Origin of the sequence: Nocardioides sp. GCM10030259, from assembly GCF_042666375.1 — a bacterium.
Classification (GTDB): domain Bacteria; phylum Actinomycetota; class Actinomycetes; order Propionibacteriales; family Nocardioidaceae; genus Nocardioides.
The window spans coordinates 194,534-211,096 of record NZ_JBHTDF010000006.1; the positions used below are offsets into that span (position 1 = coordinate 194,534).

The following is a 16,563-nucleotide window of genomic DNA, read 5'->3' on the forward strand; positions in this document are numbered from 1 at the left end:
ACCGGTCAGATCCACCGACGGAGCTTGAACACGGCCCACAGCGTCACGCTGACGACCACCATCAGCACCAGCGCGAAGGGGTAGCCCAGGCCCCAGTGCAGCTCCGGCATGTCGTCGAAGTTCATGCCGTAGACCGTGCCGACCAGGGTCGGGGCGAAGAGGATCGCGGCCCAGGCGGAGATCCGCTTCACGTCGTCGTTCTGCTCGATGCTCGCCTCCGACAGCGCGCGCATCTCCTCGTTCTGCCGCTGCGCGACCAGCGTCGCGTTCACGGTGAGGATGTCGCGGAGCAGCTGCCGGAAGCCGTCGACCTGCTCGGTGACCCGCGTGAGGTGGTCCTCGACGTCGCGCAGGTAGCGCTGGAGCTCCTCGTCGGTCTCGTACTTGTCGAAGCCGGCGGCGAGGCTCTCCAGCACGACCTCGAGGGGTCGGGTCGCGCGCTGGAACTCGATGACCTCGCGCGACAGCTCGTAGATGCGCCGCGACACCTGCGGGTCGCTGCCGAACACCTCGGTCTCGATCTCGTCGATGTCGTTCTCGAGGCCCGCCACCACCGGCAGGTAGCCGTCGACGACCCGGTCGACGATCGCATACAGGATCGCCTCCGGGCCGAGCGCGAGCAGGTCGGGGTTGCTCTCCAGCCGGCGGCGTACGGCGGCGAGGTCCGGCGACTCGCTGTGCCGGACGCTGATCACGAAGTCGGGTCCGACGAAGAGGTGCACCTCGCCGAAGTGCACCTCCTCGCGCGCGTCGTCGTAGTGCGCCGGGCGGAGCACGACGAAGAGCGTGTCGTCGTAGCGCTCCAGCTTCGGCCGCTGGTGGGCCTTGATCGCGTCCTCGACCGCGAGCTCGTGCAGGTCGAACTCGGCCGCCAGCGAGCCGAGCTCGTGCTGGTCGGGCCGGTAGAGGCCGATCCAGGCGACGGCGCCGTCGTGGTCGCGCAGGGACCGGTAGGTGTCGGCCAGCGACGTCGGGGAGTCGACCCGGTCGCCGCCGACGTAGATCGCGCTGTCGACGACGCTGACGCGGTTGCCGATGCGCTCGATGGCGAGCGAGGCACCCGGCGGCGCGGACGGCCGGCGGGCGCCGGGGCGGCGGACCCGGCCGGTCAGCGAGCGGATCGGCTTGAAGCTGCGATCGGACATGGGACGACCTCGGGGAGTGCGTGAACGGGACGGAGCGCGTGGTGACTGTCGCCTTGCACGGCTCTCACCTCCGTCCGGTCCGGGCCTCGTCCGACGACGAGAAGGCTACTACTGCGCCGGCCACTCGGGCGGGTAGTCGTCGGCGGTCTTGTCGTGCGCCTTCTGGAGCTTCTTGCGCAGCTTGGTCGGCAGCCGGTCGCCGAAGACGGTGCCCAGCGTGTGGTCGGTCTCGTGCTGGAGGCAACGGGCGAGCAGGCCGTCGCCGGAGAAGGTGACGGGCTCGCCGTCGAGATCGGTGCCGGTCACGGTCGCGAAGTCCGGCCGCGCGCACTCGACGAACGCTCCCGGGAGGGACAGGCAGCCCTCCTCGGCCTCGTCGAGGTGGCGGTCCCTGCCCTCGGGCAGCGTCAGCACCGGGTTGCACACCACGCCGATCGTGCGGCGACCGCTCTCGTCGGGGCAGTCGAAGACGAACATCGCCACGTCCTCGCCGATCTGGCACGCCGCGAGACCGACGCCGTCCGCGGCGTACATCGTGGCGACCATGTCGGCCGCGAGGCTGCGCAGCGTGTCGTCGTACGCCGTGACCGGCTGCTGGGGCCGGTGCATCACCGGCGTTCCCCACCGGGTCATGGGTCGGACGCTGCCGCCCTCGGGCAGGGGACCGTGGGGGGCGAGCGGCTCGTCGGACGCGGCGGTGGACATGGGGAGGAGCGTAGCCAGCGTGTGACCGGCTCCACGGTGCGGACCGTAGCGCCGCGTGTAACTCAGAGTTACATTTGCGTCATGTCCGCAATCACCTCCCTGGGCAAGAGCCTCAGGCCCGGCGGCAAGCACGGCCTCCCGACCACCGAGTCGCGGGACCCGATCGGGTACGCCGTCGCCGCCCTCACCCGGCTCGCCCAGAGCGACGTCCTCGACCGGCTCGGCATGCGCAAGCAGGCCGAGCACGCGGTGTTCACCGCGACGCGCGGTGGGTTCCGGACCCTGACCCGAGCCAGCCGCTCCTTCGACCGGAGCGGCAACAAGGACGCCCCCGGTGCGCGGCCGGCCGACGCCCCGCGCACCGGGGTCTTCGACCTCACCCCGTCCGAGGACGAGCAGATGCTCGTCGACGTCGTCACCGAGCTCGCCGCCGACGTGCTGCGGCCCGCCGCCGCGGACGCCGACGAGGCGTGTGCCGCCCCCGACGACGTGCTCAAGGCGGGCCTCGAGGTCGGGCTCCCGATCCTCGGCCTCCCCGAGTCGCTCGGCGGCATCGCGGAGGAGCGCTCCGCGGTCGCGGGCACCCTCGTCGCCGAGGCGCTCGCCCAGGGCGACCTCGGGCTCGCCGTCGCGTCCCTCGCCCCCGGAGCGGTGGCCACCGCGATCGGACTCTGGGGGACCGACGCCCAGCAGCAGACCTACCTGCCGGCGTTCACCGCTGACGGCGTGCCCGCGGCGGCCCTCGCGCTGACCGAGCCGACCGTGCTCTTCGACGCGCTGCGCCCGGCGACCACGGCCACCCGCACCGCCGACGGCTTCGTGCTCGACGGCGTGAAGTCGGCGGTCCCTCGTGGCGCCGACGCCGAGCTCTTCGTGGTCGGCGCGTCCCTCGACGGCCGGCCGGTCCTCTTCCTCGTCGAGGGCGGCGCCGCCGGCCTCGAGGTCGAGGCCGACCCCTCCATGGGCGTCCGGGCCGCCGGCCTGTGCAGGCTGCACCTGCGTGGCGTGACCGTGCCCGCGGACGCCGTGCTCGGCACGGCCGACGGCACGACGTACGCCGAGTGCGTGCGGCTCTCCCGCCTCGCCTGGTGCGCGCTCTCCGTGGGCGTCGGGCAGGCCGTGCTCGACTACGTCACGCCGTACGTCAAGGAGCGCGAGGCCTTCGGGGAGCCCGTAGCCCACCGCCAGTCGGTGGCCTTCATGGTCGCGAACATCGCGATCGAGCTCCAGGCGATGCGGCTGCTCACCTGGAAGGCGGCCTCCCGGGCCGCGGCCGGCAAGGACGTCGCCCGCGAGGTGGCCCTGGCCCGCAAGCTCTGCGCCGACAAGGGCATGCAGATCGGCCTCGACGGCGTGCAGCTGCTGGGCGGGCACGGGTTCGTGAAGGAGCACCCGGTCGAGCGGTGGTACCGCGACCTCCGGGCCATCGGCGTCATGGAAGGCGGTGTCCTGGTATGAGCGAGCGAAGCGAGCTCATCATCCAACACAGCGCGCGATGTGCCTCATGCGCGCACGGAGCGAAGCGAGTACGCGCATGAGCATCAACCTGGACAGTCCGAGGAAGTTCAAGCCGCTCGTCGGCCAGGCCCACCAGGTCGCGATGAACATGCTGCGGCCGATCTCGCGCAAGTACGACAAGGCGGAGCACGAGTACCCCAAGGAGCTCGACATGCTCGCCGCCATGATCGACGGGCTCTCCGAGTCCGGGGCGGGCGAAGGGGCGGGCGCGGCGGGCGTGAAGCGCTCGTCGGACGCCGACGACGGCTCGGTCAGGAACGGCGCCAACCTGGCCTCGGTGATGTCGATCGCCGAGATGTGCTGGGGCGACGTCGGCCTGCTGCTGTCGATGCCCCGCCAGGGCCTCGGCAACTCCGCGATCGCGTCGGTCGCCGACGAGGAGCAGCACGAGCGCTTCGACGGACTCTGGGCCTCGATGGCAATCACCGAGCCCGGGACCGGCTCGGACTCGGCCAACATCCGTACGACGGCCGTGCTCGACGGCGACGAGTACGTCATCAACGGCGAGAAGATCTTCGTCACCTCCGGCGAGCGCTCCGACGCCGTCGTGGTGTGGGCGACCCTCGACAAGGAGCTCGGCCGCGCGGCGATCAAGTCGTTCGTGGTGCCGAAGGGCACGCCGGGGATGGAGGTCGAGCGCCTCGAGCACAAGCTCGGCATCAAGGCCTCCGACACCGCGACGATCCGCTTCGAGAACTGCCGGGTGCCGGCCGCGAACCTCCTCGGCTCGCCCGAGATCGACGTCAAGCAGGGCTTCGCGGGCGCGATGGCGACCTTCGACAACACCCGCCCCCTGGTCGCGGCGATGGCGGTCGGGTGCGCCCGGGCGGCCCTCGACCTGACCCGGGAGCTGCTCGGCCAGGCGGGTGTCGAGGTCGACTACGACCGGCCGGCGATCACGCAGTCCGCGGCCGCGGCGAAGCTGCTCCAGATGGAGGCGGACTGGGAGGCGTCGTACCTCCTCATGCTCCAGGCCGCCTGGATGGCCGACAACCGGCAGCCGAACTCCCTCGAGGCGTCGATGGCCAAGGCGAAGGCCGGCCGCGTCGGCTCCGACATCACGCTGTCCTGCGTGGAGCTCGCCGGCTCGGTCGGCTACAGCGAGGCCGAGCTGCTCGAGAAGTGGTCGCGCGACAGCAAGATCCTGGACATCTTCGAGGGGACCCAGCAGATCCAGCAGCTCATCGTCGCCCGGCGGGTGCTGGGCCTGACGAGCGCGGAGCTGAAGTAGCCGCTCAGACCACCAGGGGAGCGATCCGCTCCAGGTCGTCGGGCCCGTCGAGGTCACCGACGGCCAGGAAGACGGTGTCGACGCCCCGGTCGGCCAGCGCACCGTAGCGCTCGCGCTGCTCGGCCGGGGTGCCGGCGTGCGTGCGCTGGGCGTACGCCGATGCCTTCGTGTTGCCGCGGAGGCGTTCGACGCGCGCCCAGGTGTCGTCGCGATCGCGCCCGACGACGGGCAGGTCGAGAACGCTGACCGTGGTGTCGGTGCCCTCGACGGCGGCGAGCGCCCGGTCGACGAGGTCGGTGCGCACGTTGACGGCGTCGGCCATCCGGGCCCCGATCCTCAACGTGCGCGCACCCGAGCCGCCGACGACGATCGGGATGTCGTGGACGGGCCTCGGGTACGACGTGGTCTCCGGGAGGCTGACCCGGTCGCCGGCGTACTCCTTGGTGCCGCTCGACCAGAGCGCGCGCATCGTCTCGATCGCCCGTTCCAGGCCGTCGAGGCGCTCGGCGGGCCCGGGGAACGGGACGTCGTACGCCGCGTGCTCGCGTGCCCACCAGCCCGCGCCGAGCCCGACGAACGCGCGGCCGCCCGACAGCGCGTCCAGCGTCGCGGCCGCCTTGGCGATGATCCCGGCGGGGCGGAACGTCACGGGCGTGACGAGGGTGCCGAGCTCGAGCCTCGTGTCGAGGCCGGCCAGCAGGCCGAGCGTCACCCACGGCTCGGGGATCGGGTCCCAGGCGCGGCCGACCTGCGGGACCTGGATGAGGTGGTCCATCAGCGCCAGCCCGGCGAACCCGGCGTCGTCGGCCGCGCGCGCGACGTCGCTCAGCCAGTGCGCCGGGTCCTCGCCCCACGGGAACCGGCTCACCTGCAGGACGAACCGCAGGCCCTGGGAGCTGCGGCGGTCGTCGGAGGAGGGGGTCGTGTGCCCCGGCACGCGCTGGGGCGCGTCGTCGGGCACACGACCCGTCTCGCGGTGCACGACGTCCCAGCCCTCGAGGTCGAGCGCCGTGCCGATCGCGGCGGCCTTGCGCAGCTGCCCGGTGATGACCTGCGCGGGCACGGGTCGGTCCCGGCCGCGGTTGCGGGCCCGACAGGTGTCGGCCGCGGTGTCGAGCAGCACCGCGACGGCCGGCATCCCGGCGGCCCGGGCGGCCGCGAGCCACGCCGTACGACGTGCGTCGTCGAGGCCCAGCGTGTCGACGACCGTGGTCAGGCCGCGGCCGAGGCGGGCGGCGACGATCCGCTCGAGCAGGTCGAACGCGTCGGCCGACGCATCGAGGTCGTGCTGCCCGCTGCCGACGACGCCGCGCAGGTCGTCGGAGGAGACGATCTCGGCGCGCCGGAAGCGGGCGGCCGCCCAGGTGGACTTCCCGGACCCCGACGCGCCGACCAGCACGACCAGCGCCGGGTCCGGCAGCCGCGGGCCCGTCGTCAGCCCTTCTCGGGATCGGCCGCCCGAGCGCCGGTCCGTGCCTCGCTGGCGACGGCCTTGGTCGTGGCCGGGTCCATCAGCGGTGCGGTGCCGGGCTGCTGGAGGTCGGTGTCGGTCGTGTTCGGGTTGGTCGCGACGTCGGCACCGGTGGTGCCGACCGGCGTGGTCACCGAGGTGTCCTCGACGACCTCGGCGGCGGTCTTCGTGGCAGGAGCCTCCTTCGCCGGGGCCTTCTTGGCGGGCGCCTTCTTGGCCGCTGTCTTCTTGACCGGTGGCGCCTTCTTCTCGGCGGCCTTCTCGGCGGCCTTCTTGGCGGGCAGCTTGGCGCTGGGGGTTGCCTTCTTGGCGGGCGCCTTCTTGGGGGGCGCCTTCTTGGCCGGCGGCTTCGGCTTCATCTCGACGACCTTGGCCACGTCGGCCGGCGTCGGTGCCTCCGGGCGCCCCGACGGGGCGACCGGTCGGCTCGGCGCCGACGGCGGAGGCGCCGCGTCGTGGCTCAGTCGCTCGGCGACGGTCTGGGCCACCTGGCCGACGACGGTCAACCCGAGCGACACCAGGCCGCGGACCTGCCCGGCGGCCTTGCCGGCGGCGCTCGCCGGATCGGCGGCCACGCCGCGGACGACCCCGGCGACGGTCTCCTGGAGCTTCTCGAACGGCGACTTCTCTGGCACGCGGACCTCCTGATGTCGGGCGGTCATGTCCTGCTGGCGATTCAAGCATGCCGCCGGTACTCGCAGCGGCGTCGTCCGCTCAGCCGACGACGGCCGCAGCCCCGGACGGCTCGGCGCGGAGGTGCTGGGGCGCGCGGAACCCGGCGGCGGCGAAGGCGGTGTCGATCGCGTCGACGACCTCGTCGACCCGGTCGACCGGCACCAGTGCGACGGACGAGCCGCCGAACCCGCCGCCCGTCATCCGCGCGCCGACCGCGCCGGCCCGGACCGCCGCCGCGACGGCGAGGTCGAGCTCGGGGCAGGAGATCTCGAAGTCGTCGCGCATCGAGACGTGCGAGACCGCGAAGAGCCGGCCGACCTCGTGCCAGTTGCCCTCCGCGACCGCGGCGACGGTCGCCGACACCCGCTCGATCTCCGTGACGACGTGGCTGGCGCGCCGCCGGACCCGGTCGTCGGCCAGGCCCGACACCGCGGCCGGGTCGGCCTGCCGCAGCGACGCCACTCCGAGCGCGGCCGCCGCGGCCTCGCAGTCGGCCCGGCGCTCGGCGTACCCGCCGTCGACCAGCGCGTGCTGCACCCGCGTGTCGGTGACCAGCAGGGAGAGCCCGGCCGACGCGAGCGGCAGGGGTACGTCGCGGGTCGCGTCCGTCGCCGCGTCGAAGTCGATGAGCAGCGCGCTCCCGGGAGTCGCCAGCAGCGACACGGTCTGGTCCATCCCACCCGTCGGCGCGCCCGCGACGTCGATCTCCGCGCGCATGCACGCCGCGATCAGCCGCTGGCGCAGGTCCGGCGTGTCGGCCACCCCCGCGACCGCGCAGGCCGCCAGTGCCACCGAGCACTCCAGTGCCGCCGAGCTCGAGAGGCCGGCTCCCAGCGGCACGGTCCCGTGCACCAGGACATCGACGCCCGGAACGTCGATCCCGTCCTCGCGCAGCGCCCACAGCACGCCCCCGACGTACGCCGCCCAGCCGTCCACGGCGCCGGGTCCGAGGTCGTCGACCCGGCCCGCGAACGGCTCGCCCGAGTCGCCGGTCGCGATGTGGACGACCCCGTCGGTGCGCGGCGCGACGGCGGCGTACGTCGCGTGGGGGAGGGCGACCGGCAGCACCAGGCCCCGGTTGTAGTCGGTGTGCTCGCCGATCAGGTTCACCCGGCCGGGCGCGCGAGCGACCACGGCCGCGGTCGCGTCGTACCTCTCCTCGAAGCGCGCGCCGACCTCCGCGGCCAGCTCCGACGGGTCACCCGGATCGACGTACGCCATGGGCCACACCTTAGAGAGCGACCTAGTCTGTTCGGCGTGCAGTTCCTCGACGTGACACACCCGGCGCACGACCTCACCTACGACGACGTCTTCATGGTCCCGCGGCACTCGGCCGTCGCGAGCCGGTACGACGTCGACCTGGCCACCGCCGACGGCACGGGCGCGACCGTGCCGCTCGTCGTGGCGAACATGACGGCGATCTCTGGCAAGCGGATGGCCGAGACCATCTCCCGCCGGGGCGGCCTCGCCGTGATCCCCCAGGACATCCCGACGTCGGTCGTCGCGGACGTCGTGGAGTTCGTGAAGGCGCGGCACCTCGTCTTCGACACCCCGATCGAGCTGGCGCCGCACCAGACCGTGGCGGAGGCCCTCGCCCTGATCCCGAAGCGTGCGCACCGCGCGGCGGTCGTCGTCGACGCCGGCAAGCCCGTGGGCATCGTCTCCGAGGCCGACTGCAGCGAGGTCGACCGCTTCGCCCAGGTCGGCCACGTGATGCGACCCGTCGAGGTGCTGCTCGACGCGGACGCCGACCCGCGTGCCGCGTTCGATGCCCTCGACTCGGCCCACGCCGACCTCGCCGTGGCGGTCGACGACGACGGCGGGCTCGTCGGCGTGCTGACCCGCACCGGCGCGCTGCGCGCCACGCTCTACAAGCCCGCGGTCGACGCCACGGGTGGGCTGCGGATCGCCGCGGCCGTCGGCGTGAGCGGTGACGTCGCGTTGCAGGCGAAGGCGCTGCTCGACGCGGGCGTCGACTGCCTCGTCGTCGACACCGCCCACGGCCATCAGGAGCGGATGCTCGACGCCCTGCGCGCCGTCCGCGCGCTCGACCCGCAGGTGCCGGTGGCCGCCGGCAACGTGGTCGCCGCCGACGGCACCCGCGCGCTCATCGAGGCCGGCGCCGACATCGTCAAGGTCGGCGTCGGGCCGGGCGCGATGTGCACGACCCGGATGATGACCGGCGTCGGTCGGCCACAGTTCTCAGCGGTGCTCGAGTGCGCCGCGGCGGCGCGCGAGCTCGGCAAGCACGTCTGGGCCGACGGCGGCGTACGCCACCCGCGCGACGTCGCACTCGCGCTGGCCGCCGGCGCGTCGTCGGTGATGATCGGCTCCTGGTTCGCCGGCACCCACGAGTCGCCGGGCGACCTCATGCACGACGCCGACGGCCGGGCGTTCAAGGTGTCCTTCGGCATGGCCTCCGCCCGCGCCGTCGCCACCCGCACGGTCGGCGAGTCGGCGTACGACCGCGCCCGCAAGGGCCTCTACGAGGAGGGCATCTCGTCGTCGCGGATGTACCTCGACCCGGTCCGACCGGGCGTCGAGGACCTCGTCGACCAGATCTGCTCCGGCGTCCGCTCCGCGTGCACGTACGCCGGCGCCGCCTCGCTCGCGGAGCTCCACGAGCGGGCGGTCGTCGGCGTTCAGAGCACGGCTGGCTTCACCGAGGGGCGTCCGCTGTCGACGAGTTGGTAGCGAGGACGCGCCAGCGGACTCGCTGATGGTGGTCGAGCAAGCGGCGCGACTGAGCTTGCGAAGTCGCGACCCGCGTGTCGAGACCGGATCAGCCGGACTTCGGGGATGGCTGCCCAACAGTCGACGTGTCCGCCGCTGGTGTGGTCGTCGGTGCCGCCGACCAGTCGGCCGAGTTCTCCGGGTCGTTGTCGACCGCGATCACGAAGTCGTCGCCGTGGGCGGTGATGCCCGTGACGACGGCCTGCGCGACCGCCTCCTCGGCGTACTTGCGCCGGACCACCAGCGGGTCGGAGCGGAGGTCCTTCACCAACGAGAACGCCAGGCCGATCATCACCACGACGAACGGCAGGGCCGCCACGATCGTGATGTTCTGCAGCCCGGTCAGCGCATCGTCGCCTCCGACCAGCAGCATCACCGCGGCGACGGCGCCGGTAGCGACACCCCAGAAGATCACCGTGGGTCGGCTGGGGTGCTGCGTGCCACGCTCGGAGAGCGTGCCCATGACGATCGAGGCGGCATCGGCGCCGGAGACGAAGAAGATGCCGACCAGGACCATCACGAGGATGCTCGTGAGGGTGGACAGCGGGAACGACTCCAGCGTGGTGAAGAGCTGCGACTCGACGGCGCCGCCGCCGGCGCCCGCGATGTCCGTGCCGGCCTTCTGCAGGTCGATCGCCGCGCCGCCGAACACGCAGAACCAGACGAGGCTCACGAGGCTCGGGACGAGCAGCACGCCGGACACGAACTGGCGCACGGTGCGGCCGCGGGAGATGCGGGCGATGAACATGCCGACGAAGGGCGTCCACGAGATCCACCAGGCCCAGTAGAAGACGGTCCAGCCCTCGAGCCAGGTGCTGGTCTCGCCACCCTCGGCACCGGTGCGCGCGGCCATCATCGGCAGGTCGCCGATGAAGCTGCCGATCGAGGTCGGGACCAGGTTCAGCATGAAGACGGTCGGGCCGACCACGAACAGGAACAGGGCCAGCACGATCGCCAGCACCATGTTGATGTTGGACAGCCACTGGATGCCCTTCGCGACACCCGACACCGCCGAGAGGATGAACGCGACGGTGAGGACGGCGATGATGCCCACGAGCAGGCCGTTGCCGACCTCGCCGATGCCGCCGACGATCTCGAGCCCGCTGCTGATCTGCAGTGCACCGAGACCCAGGGAGGCGGCAGAGCCGAACAGCGTGGCGAAGATCGCCAGCATGTCGATGAGCTTGCCCCAGCCACCCTTGGTGCGGTCGCCGAGGATCGGCTCGAACGCGGCCGAGATCAGCTGCAGGCGGCCCTTGCGGTAGACGCCGTACGCGATCGCGAGGCCGACGACGGCGTAGATCGCCCAGGGGTGCAGCGTCCAGTGGAAGAGCGTGGTCGCCATGGCGTGCTGGACGGCTTCGGGGTTGCTCGCCTCACCGGTGCCCGGCGGCGGGGTCACGAAGTGGCTGATCGGCTCGCTGACGCCGTAGAACATCAGGCCGATGCCCATCCCGGCGCTGAACATCATGGCGATCCACGAGACGGTCCGGAACTCGGGCTCCTCGTCGTCTCGACCCAGCGGGATGTTGCCGAACCTGCTGGCCGCGAGCCAGATGACGAAGACGACGAAGGCGCTGGCCGTGGTGACGAAGAGCCAGCCCATGTCGTCCATGACCCAGGAGAGGGCCTTGCCGGACGCGTCGCCGAGACTGCTCGTGCTGATGAAGCCCCAGGCGAGGAAGGCGACGGCGATGACCGCGGTGACGCCGAAGACGATCCAGTCGACTCCGGGCCGGTCGGGTCTGGCCTCCTCGATGGGCCGGTCGAGCGCTGGATGGGGGACGACGTCGGCCGCAGGGGACTTCACTGCGTCGGCCATCCTTCTGGACGTTCGATCCTGCTGAGTAGTCACTAGAGGCCCCTACCCGGGGCCGGCGAAGCCCGAAACATCCGTGTGCGACCGGTCACCCGCGCGAGCTGCGCTCCGTCCGGCCGCGCACGATGCCGATGAAGCGCTGCACCCAGGGGTCCTCGTTGTCCACCAGCCAGGCGAGGCCGACCTTGGTGGGAGGCAGGTCGGCGACCACGCGGTAGGTGACGTCCTTGCGATGGTGGAGCCGCGCGACGGACATCGGCACGATCACGATGCCGGTGCCCGACGCGACGACCTCGACGGCGTCCTTGACCGACATCGGCGGCCAGGCGAGCTGCTCGGCGTCCGGCGTCCATCCCGAGCGGTGGCGGAGCACCAGCTGCTCCTCGGCGAGGTCGGCGAGGGTGACCTCGTCGGCCAGGGTCAGCAGGTGCTCCGCGCCCAGCACCGCGACCGGCAGCTCGTCGTACAGCGGGATGCAGTGCAGGCCGTCGCGGTCGATCGGCAGCCGCACCAGCGCCATGTCGAGCGTGCCCTCGCGGACCCGCACCTCCTGCTCCTCCTCGGCGACCGGCTCCAGCTCCAGGGGGTCGCGGGCGTAGCGCGACCGCCACGTGCGCGCCCACTTGTCCGGCGTCGCGCCGGTGACGAAGCCGACGCGGAAGTGTCCGAACGCCTCGCTCAAGCCGTGCTCACGCCGTCTTCGAGCGAGCCGCGAACCAGCGCCACAGGGCGGTCACGATCAACGCACCGGCGAGGGAGCCGATGATGCCGCTCGCCCGGAGCTCGATGCCGTCGCCGGCCAGCAGGCTGATGAGCAGACCACCGACGAAGGAGCCGACCAGCCCGGCCACGATCGCCATCGTCCAGTCGACACTGCCCCCCTCGCGGCCGAGGATGAGCTGCGCGCCGGCACCGATAAGCATGCCGAACAGGATGAGACCAAGGATGAGCATGGGTCGATCCTAGGAGTTGGCACCGCCGTCCACCCTCACCCGGTTTCACCGAACTGCTCGACCCGGATCGTGTCGGTGCGGACGCCGGACTCCTCGAGCAGCCGGGTCGCGTACGACGCAAAGCCGACCGATCCGCACACGTACGCGCGCTCGGTGCCGTCGACGTACGCCGCGAGCTCGTCGTGGTACGGCGGCGCCGCGACCCGGTCGCCCAGGTTCTCGCGGGTGAGCGCGATGAACGCGCCGTACTTCTCCAGCTCGGCGGCGTACGGCAGCTCCTCCCAGGTGCGGGCGACGACGACCACCCTCAGCCGGTCCTGGAGCCCGAGCCGCCGCGCGTAGCGGGTCATCGCGACGATGGGCACCACGCCCGAGCCGCCGGCGACGCAGACCGCGGGCACGTCGCCCTCCCAGACGAACCAGCCGCCGATCGGCCCCCGCAGCTCCAGCACGTCGCCGACCTCGGCGACGTCGTGCAGGTGGCCCGACACCTCGCCGCCGGGGAGGCACTCCACCATCAGCTCGAGCAGCGGGTCGTCGGGGTCGGACGCCACGGAGTAGGACCGCTGCGCGGTGTAGTCATCGGGCGCGCGCAGCCGGACGACGTAGTGCTGCCCGGCCAGGTGGTCGACCCGGTCCTCGACGTGCAGGCGCAGCCGGACGAGACGGTCGGTGGGGTGGTCGAGCTCGATGATCGTGCCGGTCGTCCAGTCACCGGCCGGAGCGGTCACGGGTCGCCCTGGTAGCGCTGCTCGAGCCACGGGTCGCCCCGGTCGTGGTAGCCGTTCTGCTCCCAGAAGCCCGGGCGGTCGCGCTCCATCAGCTCGAGGCGGGTGACCCACTTCGCCGACTTCCAGAAGTAGAGGTGCGGCACCAGCAGTCGCACCGGGCCGCCGTGGCCGCGGGGGAGCGGCTTGCCGTCGACCTCCCAGACGACCCACGCCTTGCCACCGGTGACGTCCTCGAGCGGGAGGTTGGTCGTGTAGCCGGTCGTCGAGTGCGCCATCACGAAGCGCGCCTCCGGCCTCGGCCGCGCGACCTCGAGCAGCGTGTCGACGCTGACCCCGGCGAACGTCATGTCGAACTTCGACCAGGTCGTGACGCAGTGGATGTCGCCGAAGTACGTCGAGCCTGGCAGCGCGTGGATCTCCCGCCACGACCAGCTGTGAGGGTTGTCGACGAGGCCGTCGACCGTCATCTGCCAGCGCTCGACGTCGAGATCGGGGGTGGCCTCCGCCGTCAGCGTGGGCCAGGAGCTGCCCGTGTCGTACTGGCCCGGTGGCAGGCGGTCGGGACGCTCGGGACGCTTCTTGCCGAAGAAGCCGCGGGTGACCGGCACGCCCTGATCCTTACACGGGCGTGATGGGGATCGACCGTCGCGGCTCGAACTCGAACGACGACCCGGTGCTGAAGCGGGTCACCGCGACCTCGCCGGCCTCGGGCGCCGGCTCGTCGCGACGTACGACGGTGCCGGTCCAGGCGGCGGCGTCGCCGTCGACCTCGACGTCGAGGTGCGGGTCGACCGCGCGGACGATGGCCTGCAGCGCCCCGGTGCGACCGGGGCCGCACAGGTCGATCCAGGCCCCGTCCTCGTGGGCCGCGGACGGACGCACGGTGACCCGGTCGCCCGCAAGCGACGCGTCGACGTACGCCGCCGGGTTGAGCAGCGGGTGGAGCTCGAGCACGCGGAGGGCTCCCTCGGCCGTCGCGGGCAGTTCGAGTGCACGCCGGATCCGCTCGGCCGCGATGCCGGCGACGCCGACCAGCTGCTTGGTCGCGATCTCGATGGCCTGGTCGTCGCCGGAGGAGCGCTGCCGCACGGCGTGCACGAAGGACAGGTTGAGCAGGTGCATCTGCAGGCAGACCTCGTCGGCGATGCGCACCAGCGACGAGTGCGAGAACGCCGCGAAGTCGACGTCGCTCACCAGCGGGCCGGCGTAGTCGGACGCACCCACGTCGGTGGTGTCGATCGGGTCGAGCTCGACCGTGGCGGCCCTGGTCTTCTCGATGACGAAGTACGGCGGGAGCGGGCTCACCGGCGGGTGCGACTCGTCGATGACCACCGTCCAGGCGCAGTGCGGGTGCCGGTCGGCCGGGGTGCGGGGCGGCCGGTGGACCGGGCGCACCTGCGCCTTCGGGTTGGTGGCCACGGCGGTCGCGTCGAACGTGGGGTCCTCGATGTCGTGGCACATCGACCGGACGTAGGCCTCGCCCATCGGCTCGACGTCCATCAGCGCGCCGCAGTGGTCGAGGTGGAAGGTGCCGTGCCACGGGTCCTGCACGTCGTAGCGGAAGTCCATGAACTGCGGGGGAGCGCCGATGTCGAGCTGGAGGCCCTTGAAGATCGTGACGACGTCGGTGCCCTCGTAGCGCAGCGCCCGCTGCATCCGCCGCGTGTAGATCGGGCTCGATCCCGCCCACTCCTCGATGGCGACCTGGGCCATCTCCTCGCGCCCCCAGGCCGAGATGCACCACGCCATCCCGGAGCGGTCGATGAGCTGTCCGATGAGCAGCAGCTCGGGGACCAGGGTGGCGAGCTCGTCCCGGTCGAGGCTCGCGTAGCGACTCGGCATCGGCGTTCTCCAGTTCGTGATCGGGGTCACTAGAACGTGTTGCAGATTAGCTCGGGGTCGCCTAGTTTGACACGCGTCAACACCGGGAGGGGAGCGAGCATGCCCGAGACGATCCAGCAGCTGCTGCGCGAGCGCGCCGAGGACGACGGCGTCGCGGTGCGGTGGGGCGACGAGAGCTGGACCTGGCGCGAGCACGTGGCGGAGTCGTCGGCGGTCGCCGCCGCCCTGCTCGGCATCGCCGACCGGGAACGACCCCTGCACGTCGGCACGCTCCTGGGCAACACCCCCGACATGCTGCGCGCGATGGCGGCCGCCGCACTGGGCGGGTACACGCTCTGCGGGATCAACAACACCCGCCGCGGCGAGGGGCTGCTCAAGGACGTGCGCCGGGCCGAGTGCCAGGTGCTGGTCACCGACGTCGAGCACCGGCCGCTCCTCGAGGGGCTCGACCTCGACGGCGTACGCGTGCTCGACACGTCGACGCAGGAGTGGGCCGACCTCGTCGCCGCGGCCGGGCCGCTCACGGCGTACCGCGAGGTCGAGGCCATGGACACGTTCATGATGATCTTCACCTCCGGCACCAGCGGCGACCCGAAGGCCGTGCAGGTCAGCCATCTCATGGTGCTCTTCTCGGGGCTCAACCTGCAGGGCCGCTTCGAGCTCGGCGCCGACGACGTCTGCTACGTCGCCATGCCGCTCTTCCACTCCAACGCCGTCGTCGCGGGGTGGAGCCCGGCGGTGTGCGCGGGGGCGACGATCGTGCCGGCGAGGTTCAGCGCGTCCGGCTTCCTCGACGACGTGCGGCGGTACGGCGTGACGTACATGAACTACGTCGGCAAGCCCCTCGCCTACGTGCTCGCCACCCCGGAGCAGCCAGACGACGCCGACAACACCCTGCGGGTGGCATTCGGCAACGAGGCCAGCGACCGCGACATCGACGAGTTCAGCCGCCGCTTCGACTGCGCCGTGTGGGACGGCTTCGGGTCCACCGAGCTCGCGGTCATCATCACGCGCGAGCCGGGCACGCCGGCTGGCTCGATCGGCAAGGGGTTCGAGGGCGTGGCGATCTACGACGCCGAGACCGTGACCGAGTGCGCGGTCGCGGAGTTCGACGGCGACGGCAAGCTGGTCAACGCCGACGCGGCCGTCGGCGAGCTGGTGAACACCACCGGTGGCGGCTACTTCAGCGGCTACTACAACGACCAGGCCGCCAACGACGACCGGATGCGGCACGGCATGTACTGGTCGGGCGACCTCGCCTACCGGGACGCCGACGGCTGGATCTACCTCGCCGGGCGCACCGCCGACTGGATGCGCGTCGACGGCGAGAACCTCGCGGCCGCCCCGATCGAGCGGGTGCTGCAGCGGCTGGAGGCGGTCAACCGGGTCGCGGTGTACGCCGTACCGGACGAGCAGGTCGGCGACCAGGTGATGGCCGCCCTCGTCCTCCAGGACGACGCGTCCCTCACCCCCGCCGAGCTGGAGGCCTTCCTCGCCGTCCAGCCGGACCTGTCCGCGAAGGCGTGGCCGCGGTACGTCCGGATCGCCCCCGACCTGCCCAGCACGGCCACCAACAAGGTGCTCAAGCGGGAGCTCGCGGCCGAGGGTCCGACTGCCGGCGACGGGGTGCTCTGGGTGCGCGCGGCGCGCGGCACGGCGTACGCGGCGGCAGACTCCGTGCCCGCCTGAACCGGCACCCAAACACGAGCCGCATCGCCGATGCGGGTGAACCTGCTCACT

At 72.2% G+C, this 16,563-nt stretch carries 15 protein-coding genes; 4 read left to right on the forward strand and 11 right to left on the reverse strand.

Going from position 1 to position 16,563, the window contains the following annotated elements; all coding sequences use genetic code 11:
* Positions 1-5 precede the first annotated feature (5 nt).
* Positions 6-1,145: a magnesium and cobalt transport protein CorA gene (locus ACFQQI_RS07755; RefSeq protein ID WP_378560415.1), complete on the reverse strand. Its 1,140-nt coding sequence runs from the start codon at positions 1,143-1,145 to the stop codon at positions 6-8.
* Positions 1,146-1,253: 108 nt separating this feature from the next.
* On the reverse strand, positions 1,254-1,850 hold the full coding sequence (def, locus tag ACFQQI_RS07760) for a peptide deformylase (protein WP_378560418.1): 597 nt from the start codon (positions 1,848-1,850) through the stop codon (positions 1,254-1,256).
* Between the two features lie 81 nt (positions 1,851-1,931).
* On the opposite strand from def, the gene ACFQQI_RS07765 reads away from it, so the two are divergent.
* Both ACFQQI_RS07765 and ACFQQI_RS07770 read left to right on the forward strand, forming a co-directional pair.
* Positions 1,932-3,308: an acyl-CoA dehydrogenase family protein gene (locus ACFQQI_RS07765; protein ID WP_378560421.1), complete on the forward strand. Its 1,377-nt coding sequence runs from the start codon at positions 1,932-1,934 to the stop codon at positions 3,306-3,308.
* Between the two features lie 76 nt (positions 3,309-3,384).
* The gene (locus ACFQQI_RS07770) at positions 3,385-4,599 is read left to right on the forward strand and encodes an acyl-CoA dehydrogenase family protein (RefSeq protein ID WP_378560424.1); all 1,215 of its coding nucleotides are present in this window, start codon (positions 3,385-3,387) and stop codon (positions 4,597-4,599) included.
* Between the two features lie 4 nt (positions 4,600-4,603).
* On the opposite strand, the gene ACFQQI_RS07775 is transcribed toward ACFQQI_RS07770, so the two are convergent.
* From ACFQQI_RS07775 to galK, 3 genes are all read right to left on the reverse strand, one after another.
* Positions 4,604-5,998, reverse strand: coding sequence for an LLM class flavin-dependent oxidoreductase (locus ACFQQI_RS07775; protein WP_378560426.1), 1,395 nt, complete (start codon positions 5,996-5,998; stop codon positions 4,604-4,606).
* A gap of 35 nt (positions 5,999-6,033) precedes the next feature.
* Positions 6,034-6,705: a hypothetical protein gene (locus ACFQQI_RS07780; RefSeq protein ID WP_378560429.1), complete on the reverse strand. Its 672-nt coding sequence runs from the start codon at positions 6,703-6,705 to the stop codon at positions 6,034-6,036.
* A gap of 79 nt (positions 6,706-6,784) precedes the next feature.
* Entirely contained in the window at positions 6,785-7,966 is a 1,182-nt protein-coding gene (galK, locus tag ACFQQI_RS07785; protein ID WP_378560432.1) for a galactokinase, read from the reverse strand.
* 36 nt (positions 7,967-8,002) lie between these two features.
* Between galK and ACFQQI_RS07790 the strand changes: the two genes are divergently transcribed.
* Complete coding sequence (locus tag ACFQQI_RS07790; protein ID WP_378560435.1) at positions 8,003-9,439, forward strand: GuaB1 family IMP dehydrogenase-related protein; 1,437 nt, start codon at positions 8,003-8,005, stop codon at positions 9,437-9,439.
* Between the two features lie 88 nt (positions 9,440-9,527).
* Here the strand turns inward: ACFQQI_RS07790 and ACFQQI_RS07795 are convergent, their stop codons facing one another.
* From ACFQQI_RS07795 to ACFQQI_RS07820, 6 genes are all read right to left on the reverse strand, one after another.
* Positions 9,528-11,300 carry a BCCT family transporter gene (locus ACFQQI_RS07795; protein ID WP_378560437.1) on the reverse strand — a complete coding sequence of 591 codons (1,773 nt, stop codon included), beginning with the start codon at positions 11,298-11,300 and terminating at the stop codon, positions 9,528-9,530.
* Between the two features lie 85 nt (positions 11,301-11,385).
* Positions 11,386-11,979 (reverse strand): LysR substrate-binding domain-containing protein, encoded by a 594-nt coding sequence (locus ACFQQI_RS07800; RefSeq protein WP_378560440.1) that lies wholly within the window; start codon positions 11,977-11,979, stop codon positions 11,386-11,388.
* Positions 11,980-11,986: 7 nt separating this feature from the next.
* Complete coding sequence (locus ACFQQI_RS07805) at positions 11,987-12,250, reverse strand: GlsB/YeaQ/YmgE family stress response membrane protein (RefSeq protein ID WP_378560443.1); 264 nt, start codon at positions 12,248-12,250, stop codon at positions 11,987-11,989.
* A gap of 35 nt (positions 12,251-12,285) precedes the next feature.
* Positions 12,286-12,981 carry an FAD-binding oxidoreductase gene (locus tag ACFQQI_RS07810; protein ID WP_378560445.1) on the reverse strand — a complete coding sequence of 232 codons (696 nt, stop codon included), beginning with the start codon at positions 12,979-12,981 and terminating at the stop codon, positions 12,286-12,288.
* On the reverse strand, positions 12,978-13,589 hold the full coding sequence (locus ACFQQI_RS07815; protein ID WP_378560447.1) for a sulfite oxidase-like oxidoreductase: 612 nt from the start codon (positions 13,587-13,589) through the stop codon (positions 12,978-12,980). The genes ACFQQI_RS07810 and ACFQQI_RS07815 overlap by 4 nt, the downstream gene beginning before the upstream one ends.
* Before the next feature lie 10 nt (positions 13,590-13,599).
* Positions 13,600-14,823 carry a hypothetical protein gene (locus tag ACFQQI_RS07820; RefSeq protein ID WP_378560450.1) on the reverse strand — a complete coding sequence of 408 codons (1,224 nt, stop codon included), beginning with the start codon at positions 14,821-14,823 and terminating at the stop codon, positions 13,600-13,602.
* Between the two features lie 99 nt (positions 14,824-14,922).
* On the opposite strand from ACFQQI_RS07820, the gene fadD1 reads away from it, so the two are divergent.
* Entirely contained in the window at positions 14,923-16,512 is a 1,590-nt protein-coding gene (fadD1, locus tag ACFQQI_RS07825) for a fatty-acid--CoA ligase FadD1 (protein ID WP_378560453.1), read from the forward strand.
* The last annotated feature ends 51 nt before the right edge of the window (positions 16,513-16,563 follow it).